Here is a 15,133-nt window from a genome sequence, read left to right as displayed (position 1 = left end):
CACGTCGTGTCGTCGCTGCCCTCCGAGGGGGCCCAGGCCTCCCTGGGGGCGGCCCATCGGGAGTCCTGACCATGCTGGCCCGACTCCTCTCCCACGACTTTCCGCGCAGCCGCGTGCTGGCGGTAGTGCTGGTCGCGCTGCTGCTCGCGCTGGCGTTCGCTCCGTTCCTGGTGCCCGGCGTCAAGGCCCTCAACGTCGCCGCCAAGGTGCTGGTGTTCGTGGTGCTGGTGGCGAGCTTCGACCTGCTGCTGGGCTACACCGGCATCGTCAGCTTCGCCCACACCATGTTCTTCGGCATCGGCGCCTACGGCGTGGCGATCGCGTTCACCCGGCTCGGCCCGGGGTGGGGCGCCTTGGGCCTGGGCATCGCCGCGGCGCTCGCGCTGTCGTTCGTGCTGGCCCTGGGCATCGGCCTGTTCTCGCTGCGGGTGCGGGCGATCTTCTTCTCGATGATCACGCTGGCGGTCGCGGCCGCCTTCCAGACGCTGGCGTCCCAGCTGTCGGACATCACCGGCGGCGAGGATGGCCTGACGTTCAAGGTGCCGGAACTGCTGTCGCCCAGCCACGAATTCGCCGCCGAGCCCTTCCTGGGCGTGAGCCTGGACGGCCGCCTGGCCTGCTACTACCTGCTGTTCGTCACGGCGCTCGTGCTGGTGCTGGCGCTGCTGCGCATCGTGAACTCGCCGTTCGGGCGCGTGCTGCAGGCGATCCGCGAGAACGAGTTCCGCGCCGAGGCCATCGGCTACCGGGTGGTGGTCTACCGCACCACCTCGGCCATCCTGTCGGCGCTGTTCGCGACCCTGGCCGGTGCTATGCTGGCCCTCTGGCTGCGCTACAACGGCCCGGACACCTCGCTGTCGTTCGAGGTGATGCTCGACGTGCTGCTGATCGTCGTGATCGGCGGCATGGGCACCATCTACGGCGCGGCGATCGGCTCCGGCCTGTTCGTCGTCGCCCAGAGCTACCTGCAGGATCTGCTGCGGATCGCCAGCGAAGCGGCCGCGGGGCTGCCCTGGCTGGCGGCGTTGCTCTCGCCGGACCGCTGGCTGCTGTGGCTCGGCGTGCTGTTCGTCCTCTCCGTGTACTACTTCCCCACCGGTGTCGTCGGCCGCCTGCGCGCGCTGCAGGCGCCGGCGCGCCCGCGACCGGTTTCCCCCGCCGCGGCCGTTCCGGCCGCATCCACCCGCAAGAAGAGCAAGCAAGGAGACTATGTTGAAAACAGCTGATCCTGGGCGCACCTCGCCGCGCCGCTTCCTTCCCCTGTGCGCCATTGCCGCCGCCGCGGCCCTGGCGGGTTGTGGCGGAGGAGGGGGCTCGTCCTCTTCCGCCCTGGCGTCGGGCGTGCTGGCCAGCACGCCGCGGGCGAATGTGCCGCCGGATGTCGAGTTGCCGGCCAATGCGATGCCGCTGGACGTGACGCAGCACAGCGTCACCCGCTATCCCGCCACCGCGGTCGGGACCGGCTCCACCGCGCAGACGCAGGATCTGTTGACGGGCGGCATCGGCAAGACCGGCCTGGGCGCCGCGGCGGCGCCGGCCTACGCCGATGCGGCCAACCCGACGGCGGCCGAACTCCGCCGCAACGCGCTGTACTCCAACTACCGCGGCATCCTCGACCCGTCGGCGGCGGGCGGCTACGGCACCTTCTACGGCCCCAACGTGGCGACGGACGGCACCGTCACCAGCAACGAGGGCCTCATCCCCGGCGTGGAATACGTCGCCTCGCTGGACGACGGTAGCGGACGCAAGCGCGTCGTCATGGTGGTGCAGATCCCGGACAGCTTCAACCGGGACAAGGCGTGCCTGGTGCTCGGCCCATCGTCCGGATCGCGCGGCGTCTACGGTGCGATCGGCACCGCCGGTGAGTGGGGGCTGAAGCACGGCTGCGCCGTGGCCCTGACGGACGCCGGCAAAGGCGTCGGCCTGCACGATCTGGGCGACGACACGGTGAACCGGATCGATGGCACCCGCGCCACGCGCGCGGCTGCCGGCGCACTGGCGCAATTCGCCGCCAACGTGACCGACGCCGCGCGCGCTGCGTTCAACGCGCTTCTGCCCAACCGCTTCGCGCTCAAGCATGCGCATTCGCAGCAGAACCCCGAGAAGGACTGGGGTAGCGACACGCTGGCGGCGGCGCAGTACGCCTTTTTCGCGCTCAACGACCACCTCGGCAATCGGGGCGGGCCGCGCATGAACAAGTCCAACACTTTGGTGATCGCCGGATCCGCGTCCAACGGCGGCGCCGCCGTCATCCGCGCCGCCGAGCTGGACAAGACCGGCCTGATCGACGGCGTGGTTGCGTCCGAACCCGTCCTGGAGATGCCCACCGCGACCGGCTATGCCATCACGGTCGGCGGCGTGCCGGCCGCCGGCCAGGGAAAGACGCTGGCCGACTACGTGACCTTCGGCAACCTGTACCAGCCGTGCGCGCAGCTGGCTGCGCCCATGGCGGAAATCAGCATCTTCAACCTGATGGCGATCAACGGCATGAACCTGGGGCGAGCCCAGGCACGCTGTGCCAGCCTGGCTGCCAAGGGCCTGGTCAGCGGCGCGACGGTGGCGGCGCAGTCGGCCGACGCCCTCGCCAGGCTGAAGGCCTACGGCTGGACGGCCGAGCACGACCAGATGCACAACAGCTACTGGGGCCTGGGCAACGGTCCCATCCTGTCGGCGATGTACCCGCTGGCCTACGGCCGTTTCTCGGTGCTGGACAACGTGTGCGCCACCAGTTTCGCTGCCGTGAGCCTGGCCGGGGCGCCGATTGCCGCCACTGCGACGGCCAAGGCCCAGAGCTTCGCCACCGCCAACGGCACGGCGAACGGCACGCCCGCGACGCCGGTCTATGACGCCTCGCCGGGTGGCTCGGTGGCGTGGCAGTTCGCGTTCTCGGCCTCCACCGGGACACAGGACTTCGGCCTCGACACGGCGCTGTGCCAGCGGGCGCTGGTGACCGGCACCAACCCCGTGACCGGCGCGGCGCTCACGGCGGTCACCACGCCGACGGCCGCCCAGAGTGCCGCCGTGCGGGCCGGCATTGCGGAGGTGACGGTGAGTGGCGACCTGCGCGGCATCCCGACGCTGATTGCCAGCGGCCGCAGCGACGCCCTGGTGCCCGTGAACAACAACGCCCGGGCCTACACGGCGTTCAATGCCGGCGCCGAGAGGAATTCCAGGCTGAGCTACATCGAGGTCACGAACGGCCAGCACTTCGACACCTTCATCCCGCTGTCCGGCTTCGACACCCGGTTCGTCCCGCTGCACGTGTACTTCAACCAGGCGATGGACATGATGTACGCGCACCTGACCACCGGCGCGGCGCTGCCGCCCAGCCAGGTGGTGCGCACCACGCCGCGTGGCGGCACGCCCGGCGCGGCCCCGGCGCTGACGGCGACCAACATTCCGCCGATCAGCCTGACGCCCGCGGCGGGCGACCGCATCGGCCTGACCGGCACCACGCTGGCCGTCCCGCAGTAAGGGGCCGGTGCCGCGGCCCGGAGACAGGAGCACCATGCACTTCACATCCAACTACGTGACCTGTGCCGGCCGCGAGATCCACTACACCGAATGGGGCAGCCAGCACCAGGGAACGGTGATCGCCTGGCACGGGCTGGCCCGCACCGGCCGCGACATGGATGAACTGGCTCAGCATCTGGCCGGCCGCTGGCGCGTGGTCTGTCCCGACACGCTGGGCCGCGGCCTGTCGCAGTGGAGCGCCGACCCCGGCGCCGAATACACGCTGGCGTTCTACGCGCAGCTCGCGGCCGAGCTGATGGACCGCCTGGGCATCGAGCAGGCGCACTGGGTCGGCACGTCGATGGGCGGCGCCATCGGCACCGTCTGCGCGGCCGGCCTGGCGCAGCCGCAGCTGAAAGGCCGCATCCGCAGCCTGGTGCTGAACGACAACGCCCCGCGGCTGGCAGCCCCGGCGCTGGAGCGGATCAAGGCCTACGCCGGCAGTCCGCCGGCCTTCGCCACGGTCTCGGAACTGGAGGCGTTCTACCGGCAGGTCTACCGGCCCTTCGGCTGGCTGAGCGATGCGCAGTGGCGGCGGCTGACCGAGACCTCCACCCGGCGGCTACCCGACGGCCGCGTGACGCCGCACTACGACCCCGCCATGGTGCGCCAGTTCATCGACCACCCGAACGACTACGAGCTGTGGGAGCACTGGGACGCGATCGACATCCCGGTGCTGTGCCTGCGCGGGGCCGACTCCGACCTGGTGCTGCCCGACGCGGTGGAGGAGATGCAGCGCCGCGGTCCCGGTTCACGGGGACTGTTCCGCGTGGTCGAGATTCCCGGCTGCGGCCATGCGCCGGCGCTGAACGTGCCGGACCAGCTGGACCTGGTGGCGGGCTTCATCGACGGCCACGAGCAGGCGGCTGCCGGCCGCCGGCCCGTCAGCGCGCTGCACCCGTAGCCAGGGCGCGGTCGCGCGCGGCGGCCAGGGCTTGCGGGTCGGCCGGCAGCTGCGTCGGCCAGCCGGCCAGGTGACGCGCCGTGATTTCGCCGAGCGCACGGATCCAGGCCGCGTCGGCATTCAGGCAGGGAATGAAGTGGAAGGCCTTGCCCCCGGCCGCCAGGAAGGCATCGCGGCCTTCCTGCGCGATCTCCTCCAGGGTCTCGAGGCAATCGCTGGTGAAGCCCGGGCAGGCGACGTCGACGCGGGCAACGCCGCGGCGTGCCAGCGCCACCAGGGTGGGCTGGGTGTAGGGCTCCAGCCACTTGGCCTTGCCGAAGCGCGACTGGAAAGACAGCGTCCAGCTGCCGGGCGCCAGGCCGAGGCGTGCCGCCAGCAGGCGGCCGGTCGCCTGGCATTCGCAGTGGTAGGGATCGCCCAGCTTCAGGGTGCGTTCGGGCACGCCGTGGAAGCTCAGGACCAGGTGGTCGGGCCGTCCGTGCTGGCGCCAATGGGTCTCGATGCGGCGGGCGAGGGCCTCGATGTAGCCGCGGTCGTCGTGGTAACGGTTGACGAACCGCAGTTCGGGCACGTGGCGGATGCGCCGGCTCCAGCTGGCCACCTCGTCGACCACGCTGGCCGTGGTGGTGCCCGAGTACTGCGGGTACGCGCTCAAAACCAGGATGCGGGTGGCGCCGGCAGCCTTGAGGGCGTCGAGTTGCGACGCGATCGACGGCGTGCCGTAGCGCATGGCGTACCGCACCAGGACCCGGTGCCCGGCCTCGCCCAGCCAGCCTTGCAGCAGCTTGGCCTGCCGCTCGGTCCAGACCTTCAGCGGGGAGCCTTCGGGGGTCCAGATGGTCGCGTACTTGGCGGCCGATTTCGCCGAGCGCAGCGGCAGGATGACGCCGTGCAGCAGCGGCAGCCAGACGGCACGCGGAATCTCGACGACGCGCGGGTCGCCGAGGAACTCGCGCAGGTAGCGCCGCACGGCGTCGGGGGTGGGTTCGTCGGGCGTTCCCAGGTTGCACAGGAGCACGCCGGTGGCGGGTGCCTGGCCGTGGGTGAAGGGCGGTTCCGTCTGGTAAGGCAGGGCCGGGGGCATCCGGTATTCTCGCCTGCATGCTGGAATCTTCGAGGGTCCGGGCCATCAGCCTGGACCTGGACGACACCCTGTGGCCGATCTGGCCCACGATCGAGCGCGCCGAGAAGGTGCTGCACGAGTGGCTGGTGGAGCACGCCCCGATGGCGGCGGCGCTGTTCTCCAATCCGGCGGCGCTACGCGAGATCCGCAACCATGTCGCCGAGCAGCGGCCCGACCTGAAGCACGACCTGAGCTCGGTGCGGCGCGAGTCGATCCGGCTGGCGCTGTACCGCGCGGGCGAGGACCCGCTGCTGGCCGAGACCGCCTTCGATGTCTTCTTCGCGGCCCGCCAGCAGGTGGAGCTGTTCGAGGACGTGGAGCCGGCACTGCGCTTCCTGTCGCAGCGCTTTCCCCTGGTGAGCCTGTCCAACGGCAACGCCGACCTGGCGCGCGTCGGGATCGCAACCTACTTCAAGGCCGCCGTGTCGGCGCGCGACTTCGGCGTGGGCAAGCCGGATCCGCGCATCTTCCATGCCGCCGCCGGCGCCGTGGACGTGCCACCCGAGGCCGTGCTCCATGTCGGCGACGATGCGACGCTGGACGTCATCGGCGGGCTGAACGCCGGCATGCAGACCGTCTGGGTCAATCGCAGCGACAACCTGTGGCCGCACGAACAGCAACCGCACCTGACGGTGGCCAGCCTGGCGGAAATCTGCGAGCTGTTCAGCTGACCGGTCGGCCGAGCAGGTCGACAGCCTGCAGGGCCGAGCGCACGGCGCCTTCCAGGGTGGCGGGGTAGGGGCCCTCGACATAGTCGCCGCAGGCGAACAGGCCGGGGGCGACCCGGACGCCCGGCCGGCGCAGGCCCGGCGTGCAGGCGAAGGTGGCGCGCTTTTCCACCACGGTGCGGATCGGGTCGACGCGCCATCCCAGCGCGCGCGCCTGCGCGACCACCTGGCCCTCCAGCGTGGCGGCGTCGCCCGTGCTCGCACTCACCACCCAGGCCAGCAGGCCGGGCGGCCCGCCCAGGTGGCCGCGGTCGAACGCGAACTGCGCCGGCGCCTGCGGACCGGGACGCAAGGCGAGCAGCGGCAAGGGCAGCCGCGGCCCGCCCATGGTGTAGACGGTCGCGATCGCCTCGTGCGCCAGGCCGCCGGCTGCTGCCAGCCAGTCGCGGGCCTCGACGCCGGCGCCGGCCACAAGGCGTTCGGCCTCCCAGGGTGGTGCCGCCAGCAGGACGGCGTCGAAGGCCTGGCCGTCCACCTGCCAGCCGTCGCCCTCCGGGTGAAGCGTCTGGACGCGTGCCCCGAACCGCACCTGGGCGCCGCGCGCCTGCAGCCAGCCGACGGCCGCCTGGGGGAACAGGGCGCCCAGGTCGGCGGCGGGCAGCAGCAGGTTGGACGCTCCCCAGCCCCCCTGGGCGGGTGCGAACAGCGCATCGCGCAGCACGCGCAGGAACACCCGGCCGCTGGCGCGCCCGGACGGCGTGTTGAGCGCCGACACGCACAGGGGATCGATCAGGTCGCGCAGCACGGCGGGACGCAGCTTCCGGCACAGCGCCGCGACGGTCAGGGACTCGTCGCAGGTGAAGCCCTGCATCTGCCAGCCCACCGCATGCCGCAACAGCGACGCCTTGTCGGCCAGGCTCCAGCCGCGCGCGCGGGCGATGCCCCAGGCCGCATCGAGCGGGACCGGCCAGTCGGGCAGGGCCACCCCGTCGCCGTCCGGGAAGCGCAGCGTGAGGGGCAGCCGCCGCAGGACGCGTGCAGGATCGACGCCGACCTCGCGCATCAGCGCCAGCGTCTGGACATAGGCGCCGATCAGGATGTGCTGGCCGTTGTCCAGCGCCACGGCCTCGCCGTCCGGCAGCACCAGGTCGAGCCGGCGGGCGCGGCCGCCCGGCTGGCGGGTGGTCTCGAACACCGTGACGGCATGGCCGGCGCGGGACGCCGCGACGGCGGCGGCCAGGCCCGCCCAGCCGGCGCCGATGACGGCGACGCGCGAGGCGCCCTGCGTCACAGCCGGCCCAGCGCCTGGACCTTCCAGGCCAGCCAGAACTTGCGCAACGGCGTCAGGCTCACGCGCTGGTGCAGCACCTGGAAACCGTCGCCCTCGATCTCGCGCAGCAGGGTGCGGTAGATGCTGGCCATCATCAGGCCGGGCTTCTGGCTGCGCCGGTCCTCGGTCGGCAGCAGCGCCAGCGCCTCGTCGTAGAGGCGATGGGCGCGCGCGGCCTGGAACCGCATCAGCTCGACGAAGCGGTCGGAGTACTGGCGCTTGGTGATCTCGTGCGCCTTGACGTCGAACTGCTGCAGTTCGCTGACCGGCAGGTAGATGCGGCCGCGCAGCGCATCCTCGCCGACGTCGCGGATGATGTTCGTCAGCTGGAAGGCCAGCCCGAGCTTGTGGGCGTACTGCGTCGTCTCGGGCCGGGACTGGCCGAAGATGCGCGCGGCGACCTCGCCGACCACGCCGGCCACCAGGTGGCAGTAGCGCTCCAGCGCCTGGAAGTCCAGGTAGCGGGTCTGCACCAGGTCCATCTGGCAGCCCTCGATGACGGCCTGCAGCTGGCGCTCCTCGATGCCGAATGCCGCGGCGGCGGGCATCAGCGCCCGCATCGCCGGATGCTGCGGCTGGCCGGCGAAGGAACGCGCCACCTCGGTCTGCCACCAGGCGAGCTTGGTCTGCGCCACGCCGGGGTCGGTCACTTCGTCGACGACGTCGTCGACCTCGCGGCAGAAGGCGTAGAACGCGGTGATGGCTTCGCGGCGGGGCCGCGGCAGGAAGAGGAAGGCGTAGTAGAAGCTGCTGCCCGACGCTGCCGCCTTCTCCTGGACGTATTGCTCCGGGGTCATGCGGCGATTGTCACATCCGCACCGCGCGCCACAGAACGGGCAGGGCGTCGGCGGCACCGAGCTTGGGCCGGGCGTGGAAGGTGTCGAAGCCGAGCGCCTCGATGCGGGCCAGGATGCGGAGCCCGCCCTGCACGACCAGGCGCAGCTCCCAGCCGGCCCGCCCGGGGATGCGGTGCACCAGCGGCGCGCCCTCGAGCATGACCTCGCGCGCCCACGCGCACAGGGCGCGCACCAGCGCCACGCGCGCCTCGCGCGGCGCGTCGTGCGGCCGGTCCGGGTCGATGCCGTGCGCCGCGCAATCGGCGGCCGGGAGGTAGCGGCGGCCGCGGGCCAGGTCCTGGCCGATGTCCTGCCAGAAGTTGATCAACTGCAAGGCGGTGCAGACCCGGTCGCTGCGCGCGAGCGAGCTGGCGTCGCCGACGCCGTACAGGTGCAGCAGCAGGCGCCCCACGGGGTCGGCCGAGCGGCGGCAATAGTCCACCAGCTCGGCGCGGTCGGCATAGCCGGCGCCGTCGCGGGTCTTGGCCACGTCCTGCTCGAAGGCGCTGAGCAGGTCCTGCAGGGGGCCCAGCGGCAGGCGGTGGTCGGCGATGGCGCGCGCCAGCGGCCGGAACACCGGCGACCAGGCCTCGGACGGCTGGCCGGCGGCAGCGGCCAGCAAGGCGGCGCGGTAGGCCGCCAGGTCGCCCAGCCGTTGCGCGGCCGGCGCCTCGCCCTCGTCGGCGATGTCATCCGCCGTGCGGGCGAACCAGTAGATGGCCGCGATCGGCGGCCGCAGCCGGGGCGGGCACAGCCAGGAGGCGACGGGAAAATTCTCGTAGTGGTCGACGCGCAGCGCCCGGTCCGGATGGGTCACAGCCCGCGATTCTCGCTTGACGCCGCCGGACCCAGCGCGTAGATTACTAACCAGTCAGTCATTAGCGAGATTCCCCATGACCACCCCGACCCCGGCCCGCCTCGCGGGCCTGCTGCTTCCCTGGCTGGTTGCCGCCGTGCTGGCGGGGTGTTCCCGGCCCGAGCCGGCCCCCGAGCCGGTGCGCTCGGTGAAGGTCCTGACCGTCGGCAGCGGCACCTTCCAGTCCAGCCACGAATACGCGGGCGAGGTCCGGCCCCGGATCGAGTCGCGCCTGGGGTTCCGGGTGGCCGGCAAGATCGTCCGGCGGCAGGCCGAGGTGGGACAGCGCGTCAAGCCGGGCCAGCTGCTGGCCCAGCTCGATCCCCAGGACTACCGCCTGGCAGCCGACGCCTCGCGGGCCCAGGTGGCGGCGGCGCTCACCAACCGCGACCTGGCCGCGGCCGACTACAAGCGCTACGCCGTCCTGCGTGACCAGAACTTCATCAGCGGCGCCGAACTGGAACGCCGGGACACCACCCTCAAGGCCGCCCAGGCTCAGCTGGAGCAGGCGCAGGCGCAGCTTGCCGCCCAGTCCAACCAGGCCCGCTACACCGACCTGGTGGCCGACGTGGCGGGCGTGGTCACGGCGATCGAGGCGGAGCCGGGCCAGGTGGTGGCCGCCGGCTCGGCCGTGGTCCGCATCGCGCAGGACGGTCCGCGCGACGTGGTGTTCTCGGTGCCGGAAGACAAGGTCGCGGCCATCCGCCCCGGTTCCGCGGTGGCGGTGCGGGCCTGGGCCAGCGGCGGCGACTTCAAGGGCAGGGTGCGCGAGGTGGCGGCCAGCGCCGACCCGGTGACCCGCACCTACGCCGTCAAGGTGGGCCTGGACGGGGCCGAGCAGCCGCCGCTGGGCGCCACGGCGACCGTGGTGCCCGAAGGGCTGGGCCTGGCGGGGTCGGCGGTGATCAAGCTGCCGACCAGCGCCTTGCGCCAGGAGGGAGCCGCCACCGCCGTCTGGGTGCTGGACCAGCCGACCATGACGGTGCGCTCGCAGCCGGTGCAGGTGACCACCGCCGACGGCAACGAGGCCGTCATCGCCGGCGGGCTGCAGCCCGGGATGATGGTCGTCTCGGCCGGCGTGCACGTGCTGTCGCCCGGACAGAAGGTGCGCATCTATGAGGACAAGGCGTCGGCCGCCGTCCTCGGCGCCGCAGCGCAGGTGCCGCCCGCCGCCGTGCAGCCGGTCGTCAACAAGTGAGCGGATCCATGAGCGACCAGGACCCCAAGCCCGGCTTCAATCTTTCGCGCTGGGCGCTCGAGCACGCGGCCCTCACGCGCTACCTGATGGTGGTGCTGATGCTGCTGGGCCTGGCGGCCTACTTCCAGCTCGGGCAGGACGAGGACCCGCCGTTCACGTTCCGGGCCATGGTGGTGCGCACCAACTGGCCCGGCGCCACCGCGCAGCAGGTCGCCGAGCAGGTGACCGACAAGCTGGAGCGGACGCTGCAGGAGGTGCCGTATGCCGACAAGATCCGCAGCTATTCCAAGCCCGGCGAGTCGCAGATCATCTTCCAGATCAAGGACTCGTCCCGGCCGGGCGACGTGGCCAACGTCTGGTACACGGTGCGCAAGAAGATCGGCGACATGCGCGGCACCTTGCCGCCCGGCATCCAGGGGCCGTTCTTCAACGACGAATTCGGCGATGTCTACGGGGTCATCTACGCCCTGGAGGCCGACGGCGGCTTCAGTTACGCCGAGTTGAAGGTCTTCGCCGACGACGTCCGCCAGCAGCTGCTGCGGGTGCGGGACGTCGCGAAGGTCGAGCTGTTCGGTGTGCAGGACGAGAAGCTGTACGTCGAGATCTCGCAGAAGCGGCTGGCCCAGCTCGGGCTGGACATGAACCAGGTGCTCGCGCAGCTGGGGCAGCAGAACGCCGTGGAATCGGCCGGCGCGGTGCAGACCCCGCTGGACGTCGTCCAGGTCCGCGTCGGCGGGCAGTTCCAGGCTGTCGACCAGCTGGCCGCGATGCCGATCCGCGGTGCGTCGGGCAGCCAGCTGCGCCTGGGTGACATCGCCGAGATCCGGCGCGGCTACGTCGATCCGCCGCTGGTCAAGGTGCGCCACGGCGGCAAGGAAGTGGTGGCACTGGGCGTCTCGATGGCCAAGGGTGGCGACATCATCGCCCTGGGCCAGTCGCTCAAGACCGCCTTCGACCGCATCGAGGACGGCCTGCCGGCCGGCGTGCGGCTGGTGCAGTTGCAGGACCAGCCGCGGGCGGTGTCCTCGTCGGTCAACGAATTCGTGCACACGCTGATCGAGGCCGTGGTCATCGTGCTGGCCGTGAGCTTCATCGCGCTCGGGTTCCACAAGCGTCCCGATGCGGCCGGCCTGCCGCTGTGGAAGCGCTACGTGGTGGACGTGCGGCCCGGGCTGGTGGTGGGCATCACCATCCCGCTGGTGCTGGCCGTCACCTTCCTGGCGATGGGCTACTGGGGCATCGGCCTGCACAAGATCTCGCTCGGGTCGCTGATCATCGCGCTCGGCCTGCTGGTGGACGACGCCATCATCGCGGTCGAGATGATGGTGCGCAAGATGGAGGAGGGCTACGACAAGGTGCGGGCCGCCACCTTCGCCTACGAGGTGACGGCGATGCCGATGCTGACCGGCACCCTGATCACCGCGGCCGGCTTCCTGCCCATCGGGATGGCGAAGTCGACGGTGGGCGAGTACACCTACGCCATCTTCGCGGTGACGGTCATCGCGCTCGTCATCAGCTGGGTGTGCTCGGTCTACTTCGTGCCCTACTTGGGCACCCTGTTCCTGAAGGCCCGGCCCGTGACCGGCGAGCACGAGGAGCATTTCGACACCCCGTTCTACCGGCGCTTCCGCCGGACCGTGAACTGGTGCGTGGAGCACCGCTGGCTGACCATCAGCGCCACCATCCTGGTGTTCGCGCTGGGCCTCGCGGGCATGGGCAAGGTGCAGCAGCAGTTCTTCCCGGACTCGAGCCGGCCGGAGATCCTGGTCGACATCTGGTTCCCGGAAGGCACCTCGTTCGCGGCCAACGAGGCCGTGTCGCGCCGGGTCGAGCAGCGCCTCCTCCTGGAGCCGGGCGTGACGGCCGTCAGCACCTGGGTGGGCTCGGGCGTGCCCCGCTTCTACCTGCCCCTGGACCAGGTGTTCCCGCAGACCAACGTGTCGCAGTTCATCATCCAGCCGCGCGACCTGCGGGTGCGCGAGGCGCTGCGGGTGCAGCTGCCGGCGTTGCTGGCAAGCGAGTTCCCCGAGGTGCGGGGCCGCGTCAAGCTGCTGCCGAACGGCCCGCCCGTGGCGTACCCGGTGCAGTTCCGCGTGGTGGGGCCGGACCCCGCCGTGCTGCGGGCGCGGGCCGACGAGGTCAAGGCCGCAATGCGCAAGAGCCCCAACACCCGTGGCGTCAACGACAACTGGAACGAGTCGGTCAAGGTGCTGCGGCTGGAAGTCGACCAGACCAAGGCCCGGGCCCTGGGCGTCACCAGCCAGTCGATCGCCCAGGCGTCGCGCACCATCCTGGCCGGCACGCCGGTCGGCCAGTACCGCGAGGGCGACAAGCTGATCGACATCGTGCTGCGCCAGCCGCTGGACGAACGCAACGCGATCACCGACCTGGGCAACGCCTACCTGCCCACCGCCTCGGGCAAGTCGATCCCGCTGACCCAGATCGCCAAGCCGGTGTTCACCTGGGAGCCGGGCGTGATGTGGCGCGAGAACCGCGACTACGCGATCACGGTGCAGGGCGACATCGTCGAGGGCCTGCAGGGCGCCACCGTCACGAACGAGCTGCTGCCGGGCCTGAAGAAGCTGGAGGCCGGCTGGCCCCTGGGCTACCGGATCGAGGTCGCCGGTGCCGTCGAGGAGAGCTCCAAGGGAACCTCCTCCATTTCGGCGGGCGTGCCCATCATGCTGTTCATCACGTTCACGCTGCTCATGCTGCAGCTGCACAGCTTCAGCCGGGCCCTGCTGGTCTTCATCACCGGCCCGCTGGGGATCGCCGGCGTGGCCGGGGCGCTGCTGCTCCTGAACCGTCCGTTCGGCTTCGTGGCCCTGTTGGGCGTGATCGCCCTGATGGGGATGATCCAGCGCAATTCGGTCATCCTGATCGACCAGATCGAGCAGGACCGTGCGCGCGGCGTGCCGGCCTGGGACGCGATCGTGGAGTCGGCGGTGCGGCGCCTGCGGCCCATCGTGCTGACCGCGGCTGCCGCCGTGCTGGCGATGATCCCGCTCTCGCGCTCGGTGTTCTGGGGCCCGATGGCGGTCGCGATCATGGGCGGGCTGGTCGTCGCCACGGTGCTGACACTGCTGGCCTTGCCGGCCATGTACGCGGCCTGGTTCCGGGTGCGGCGCGACGAAGTGCCGGCTGCCGTTCTTCCGGTGGCGCGGACCCTGCCCGCGTAAGCATTAAAATCCCGGGTTGACCGGATTCGGACGGGCGGCTGCGTGCCGCCCGCCCTGCTTTTGGACCGCGCGGGTGGCGAAATTGGTAGACGCACCAGGTTTAGGTCCTGACGCCTTCACGGGCGTGTCGGTTCGAGTCCGACCCCGCGCACCACCCGACCCACGAAGAGAGAACCACCATGGCCGTGACCGTTGAAACCCTCGACAAGCTCGAACGCAAAATCACCCTGACGCTGCCCGTCACCGCGATCCAGTCCGAGGTCGATTCCCGCCTCAAGCGCCTCGCGCGCACCGTGAAGATGGACGGCTTCCGGCCGGGCAAGGTGCCGATGAACGTCGTGGCCCAGCGGTACGGCTATTCGGTGCACTTCGAGGTGATGAACGCCAAGGTCGGCGAGGCATTCGCCCAGGCCGCCAACGAGGCCAAGCTGCGCGTGGCCGGCCAGCCCAAGATCACCGAGAAGGAGCAGTCGCCCGAGGGGCAGCTGGAATTCGACGCGGTGTTCGAGGTCTATCCCGAAGTCAAGATCGCCGACCTGGCCGGCGCCGAGGTGGAGAAGCTGGCGGCCGAGGTGAGCGATGCCGCCATCGACAAGACGCTGGACATCCTGCGCAAGCAGCGCCGCACCTTCGCGCAGCGCGCGCAGGATGCCGCCGCCCAGGACGGCGACCGCGTGACGGTGGACTTCGAGGGCAAGATCGACGGCGAGCCGTTCCAGGGCGGCAAGGCCGAGGACTTCCAGTTCCTGGTCGGCGAAGGCCAGATGCTCAAGGAGTTCGAGGAGGCCGTGCGCGGCATGAAGGCCGGCGAGAGCAAGACCTTCCCGCTGGCCTTCCCGGCCGACTACCACGGCAAGGACGTGGCGGGCAAGACCGCCGACTTCCTGGTGACGGTCAAGAAGATCGAGGCGGCCAAGCTGCCCGAGGTGAACGAGGAACTGGCCAAGTCGCTCGGCATCGAGAACGGCACCGTCGAGGCCCTGCGCGCCGACATCAAGAAGAACCTCGAGCGCGAAGTCAAGTTCCGGCTGCTGTCCCGCAACAAGCAGGCCGTGATGGACGCCCTGGTGGCCAAGGCCGAGCTCGACCTGCCCAAGAGCAGCGTCCAGGCCGAAGTCGACCGCATGATCGAAGGCGCCCGCGCCGACCTCAAGCAGCGCGGCATCAAGGACGCCGACAAGGCCCCGATCCCCGATGACGTGTTCCGCCCGCAGGCCGAGCGCCGCGTGCGCCTGGGCCTGGTGGTTGCCGAGCTCGTCCGCGCCCACGACCTGCAGGCCAAGCCGGAGCAGATCCGCGCCCACGTGGAAGAGCTGTCCGCCAGCTACGAGAAGCCGGCCGATGTCGTGCGCTGGTACTACAGCGACAACCGCCGCCTGGCCGAGGTCGAGGCAGTGGTGATCGAGAACAACGTCACCGATTTCGTGCTGGCCAAGGCCCAGGTCAAGGACAAGCAGGTCTCGTTCGACGAGCTGATGGGCCAGCAGTGACGCTGCCCGGCCTGCCCGCCCGGGCAGGCGGCGCAT

The 15,133-nt window shown here is 71.0% G+C and carries 11 protein-coding genes and 1 tRNA gene; 8 read left to right on the top strand and 4 right to left on the bottom strand.

The annotated features are described in order from the left end of the window. The first annotated feature begins 71 nt into the window (after positions 1 to 71). The 3 genes from GON04_RS03060 to GON04_RS03050 are packed head-to-tail and all read left to right on the top strand — an operon-like array spanning position 72 to position 4,417. Complete coding sequence (locus tag GON04_RS03060; RefSeq protein ID WP_157396515.1) at positions 72 to 1,226, top strand: branched-chain amino acid ABC transporter permease; 1,155 nt, start codon at positions 72 to 74, stop codon at positions 1,224 to 1,226. Next, positions 1,210 to 3,474, top strand: a complete 2,265-nt coding sequence (locus GON04_RS03055; protein ID WP_157396514.1) for a 3-hydroxybutyrate oligomer hydrolase family protein — start codon at positions 1,210 to 1,212, stop codon at positions 3,472 to 3,474. The genes GON04_RS03060 and GON04_RS03055 overlap by 17 nt, the downstream gene beginning before the upstream one ends. Before the next feature lie 34 nt (positions 3,475 to 3,508). Then, complete coding sequence (locus GON04_RS03050; protein ID WP_157396513.1) at positions 3,509 to 4,417, top strand: alpha/beta fold hydrolase; 909 nt, start codon at positions 3,509 to 3,511, stop codon at positions 4,415 to 4,417. Here GON04_RS03050 and hemH read toward each other — a convergent pair. Beyond that, a complete protein-coding gene (gene hemH, locus GON04_RS03045) occupies positions 4,398 to 5,501 on the bottom strand; it encodes a ferrochelatase (RefSeq protein ID WP_157396512.1) in 1,104 nt (367 codons plus the stop codon). The genes GON04_RS03050 and hemH overlap by 20 nt on opposite strands. Positions 5,502 to 5,518: 17 nt before the next feature. Between hemH and GON04_RS03040 the strand changes: the two genes are divergently transcribed. After that, the gene (locus tag GON04_RS03040) at positions 5,519 to 6,211 is read left to right on the top strand and encodes an HAD family hydrolase (protein ID WP_157396511.1); all 693 of its coding nucleotides are present in this window, start codon (positions 5,519 to 5,521) and stop codon (positions 6,209 to 6,211) included. On the opposite strand, the gene hpnE is transcribed toward GON04_RS03040, so the two are convergent. From hpnE to hpnC, 3 genes are read right to left on the bottom strand one after another with little or no spacing between them, the layout of a single operon-like run. Continuing rightward, complete coding sequence (gene hpnE, locus GON04_RS03035) at positions 6,204 to 7,499, bottom strand: hydroxysqualene dehydroxylase HpnE (RefSeq protein WP_181653858.1); 1,296 nt, start codon at positions 7,497 to 7,499, stop codon at positions 6,204 to 6,206. The two genes, GON04_RS03040 and hpnE, sit on opposite strands and share 8 nt — an antisense overlap. Then, complete coding sequence (gene hpnD, locus GON04_RS03030; protein ID WP_157396510.1) at positions 7,496 to 8,335, bottom strand: presqualene diphosphate synthase HpnD; 840 nt, start codon at positions 8,333 to 8,335, stop codon at positions 7,496 to 7,498. The genes hpnE and hpnD overlap by 4 nt, the downstream gene beginning before the upstream one ends. 10 nt (positions 8,336 to 8,345) lie before the next feature. Next, positions 8,346 to 9,191, bottom strand: coding sequence for a squalene synthase HpnC (gene hpnC / locus GON04_RS03025; protein ID WP_338050880.1), 846 nt, complete (start codon positions 9,189 to 9,191; stop codon positions 8,346 to 8,348). Between the two features lie 76 nt (positions 9,192 to 9,267). Here hpnC and GON04_RS03020 point away from each other — a divergent pair, with 76 nt between their 5' ends. From GON04_RS03020 to tig, 4 genes are all read left to right on the top strand, one after another. Further along, positions 9,268 to 10,428 (top strand): efflux RND transporter periplasmic adaptor subunit, encoded by a 1,161-nt coding sequence (locus GON04_RS03020; protein WP_157396509.1) that lies wholly within the window; start codon positions 9,268 to 9,270, stop codon positions 10,426 to 10,428. 8 nt (positions 10,429 to 10,436) lie between these two features. Further along, complete coding sequence (locus GON04_RS03015; RefSeq protein WP_157396508.1) at positions 10,437 to 13,607, top strand: efflux RND transporter permease subunit; 3,171 nt, start codon at positions 10,437 to 10,439, stop codon at positions 13,605 to 13,607. A 67-nt stretch (positions 13,608 to 13,674) separates the two neighbouring features. Continuing rightward, positions 13,675 to 13,761, top strand: a tRNA-Leu gene (locus GON04_RS03010). A gap of 25 nt (positions 13,762 to 13,786) precedes the next feature. Further along, the gene (gene tig, locus GON04_RS03005; RefSeq protein ID WP_157396507.1) at positions 13,787 to 15,097 is read left to right on the top strand and encodes a trigger factor; all 1,311 of its coding nucleotides are present in this window, start codon (positions 13,787 to 13,789) and stop codon (positions 15,095 to 15,097) included. The last annotated feature ends 36 nt before the right edge of the window (positions 15,098 to 15,133 follow it).

It is taken from the genome of Ramlibacter pinisoli, assembly GCF_009758015.1.
GTDB classification, from domain to species: domain Bacteria; phylum Pseudomonadota; class Gammaproteobacteria; order Burkholderiales; family Burkholderiaceae_C; genus Ramlibacter; species Ramlibacter pinisoli.
This window is presented reverse-complemented; position numbering and strand designations above follow the sequence as displayed.

Bases quoted from the DNA above. Each gene is read 5' to 3' on its own strand.
- GON04_RS03060 (WP_157396515.1), top strand. From the start codon at position 72: ATGCTGGCCCGACTCCTCTCCCACGACTTTCCGCGCAGCCGCGTGCTG.
- GON04_RS03055 (WP_157396514.1), top strand. From the start codon at position 1,210: ATGTTGAAAACAGCTGATCCTGGGCGCACCTCGCCGCGCCGCTTCCTT.
- GON04_RS03050 (WP_157396513.1), top strand. From the start codon at position 3,509: ATGCACTTCACATCCAACTACGTGACCTGTGCCGGCCGCGAGATCCAC.
- hemH (WP_157396512.1), bottom strand. From the start codon at position 5,501: ATGCCCCCGGCCCTGCCTTACCAGACGGAACCGCCCTTCACCCACGGC.
- GON04_RS03040 (WP_157396511.1), top strand. From the start codon at position 5,519: ATGCTGGAATCTTCGAGGGTCCGGGCCATCAGCCTGGACCTGGACGAC.
- hpnD (WP_157396510.1), bottom strand. From the start codon at position 8,335: ATGACCCCGGAGCAATACGTCCAGGAGAAGGCGGCAGCGTCGGGCAGC.
- GON04_RS03020 (WP_157396509.1), top strand. From the start codon at position 9,268: ATGACCACCCCGACCCCGGCCCGCCTCGCGGGCCTGCTGCTTCCCTGG.
- GON04_RS03015 (WP_157396508.1), top strand. From the start codon at position 10,437: ATGAGCGACCAGGACCCCAAGCCCGGCTTCAATCTTTCGCGCTGGGCG.
- tig (WP_157396507.1), top strand. From the start codon at position 13,787: ATGGCCGTGACCGTTGAAACCCTCGACAAGCTCGAACGCAAAATCACC.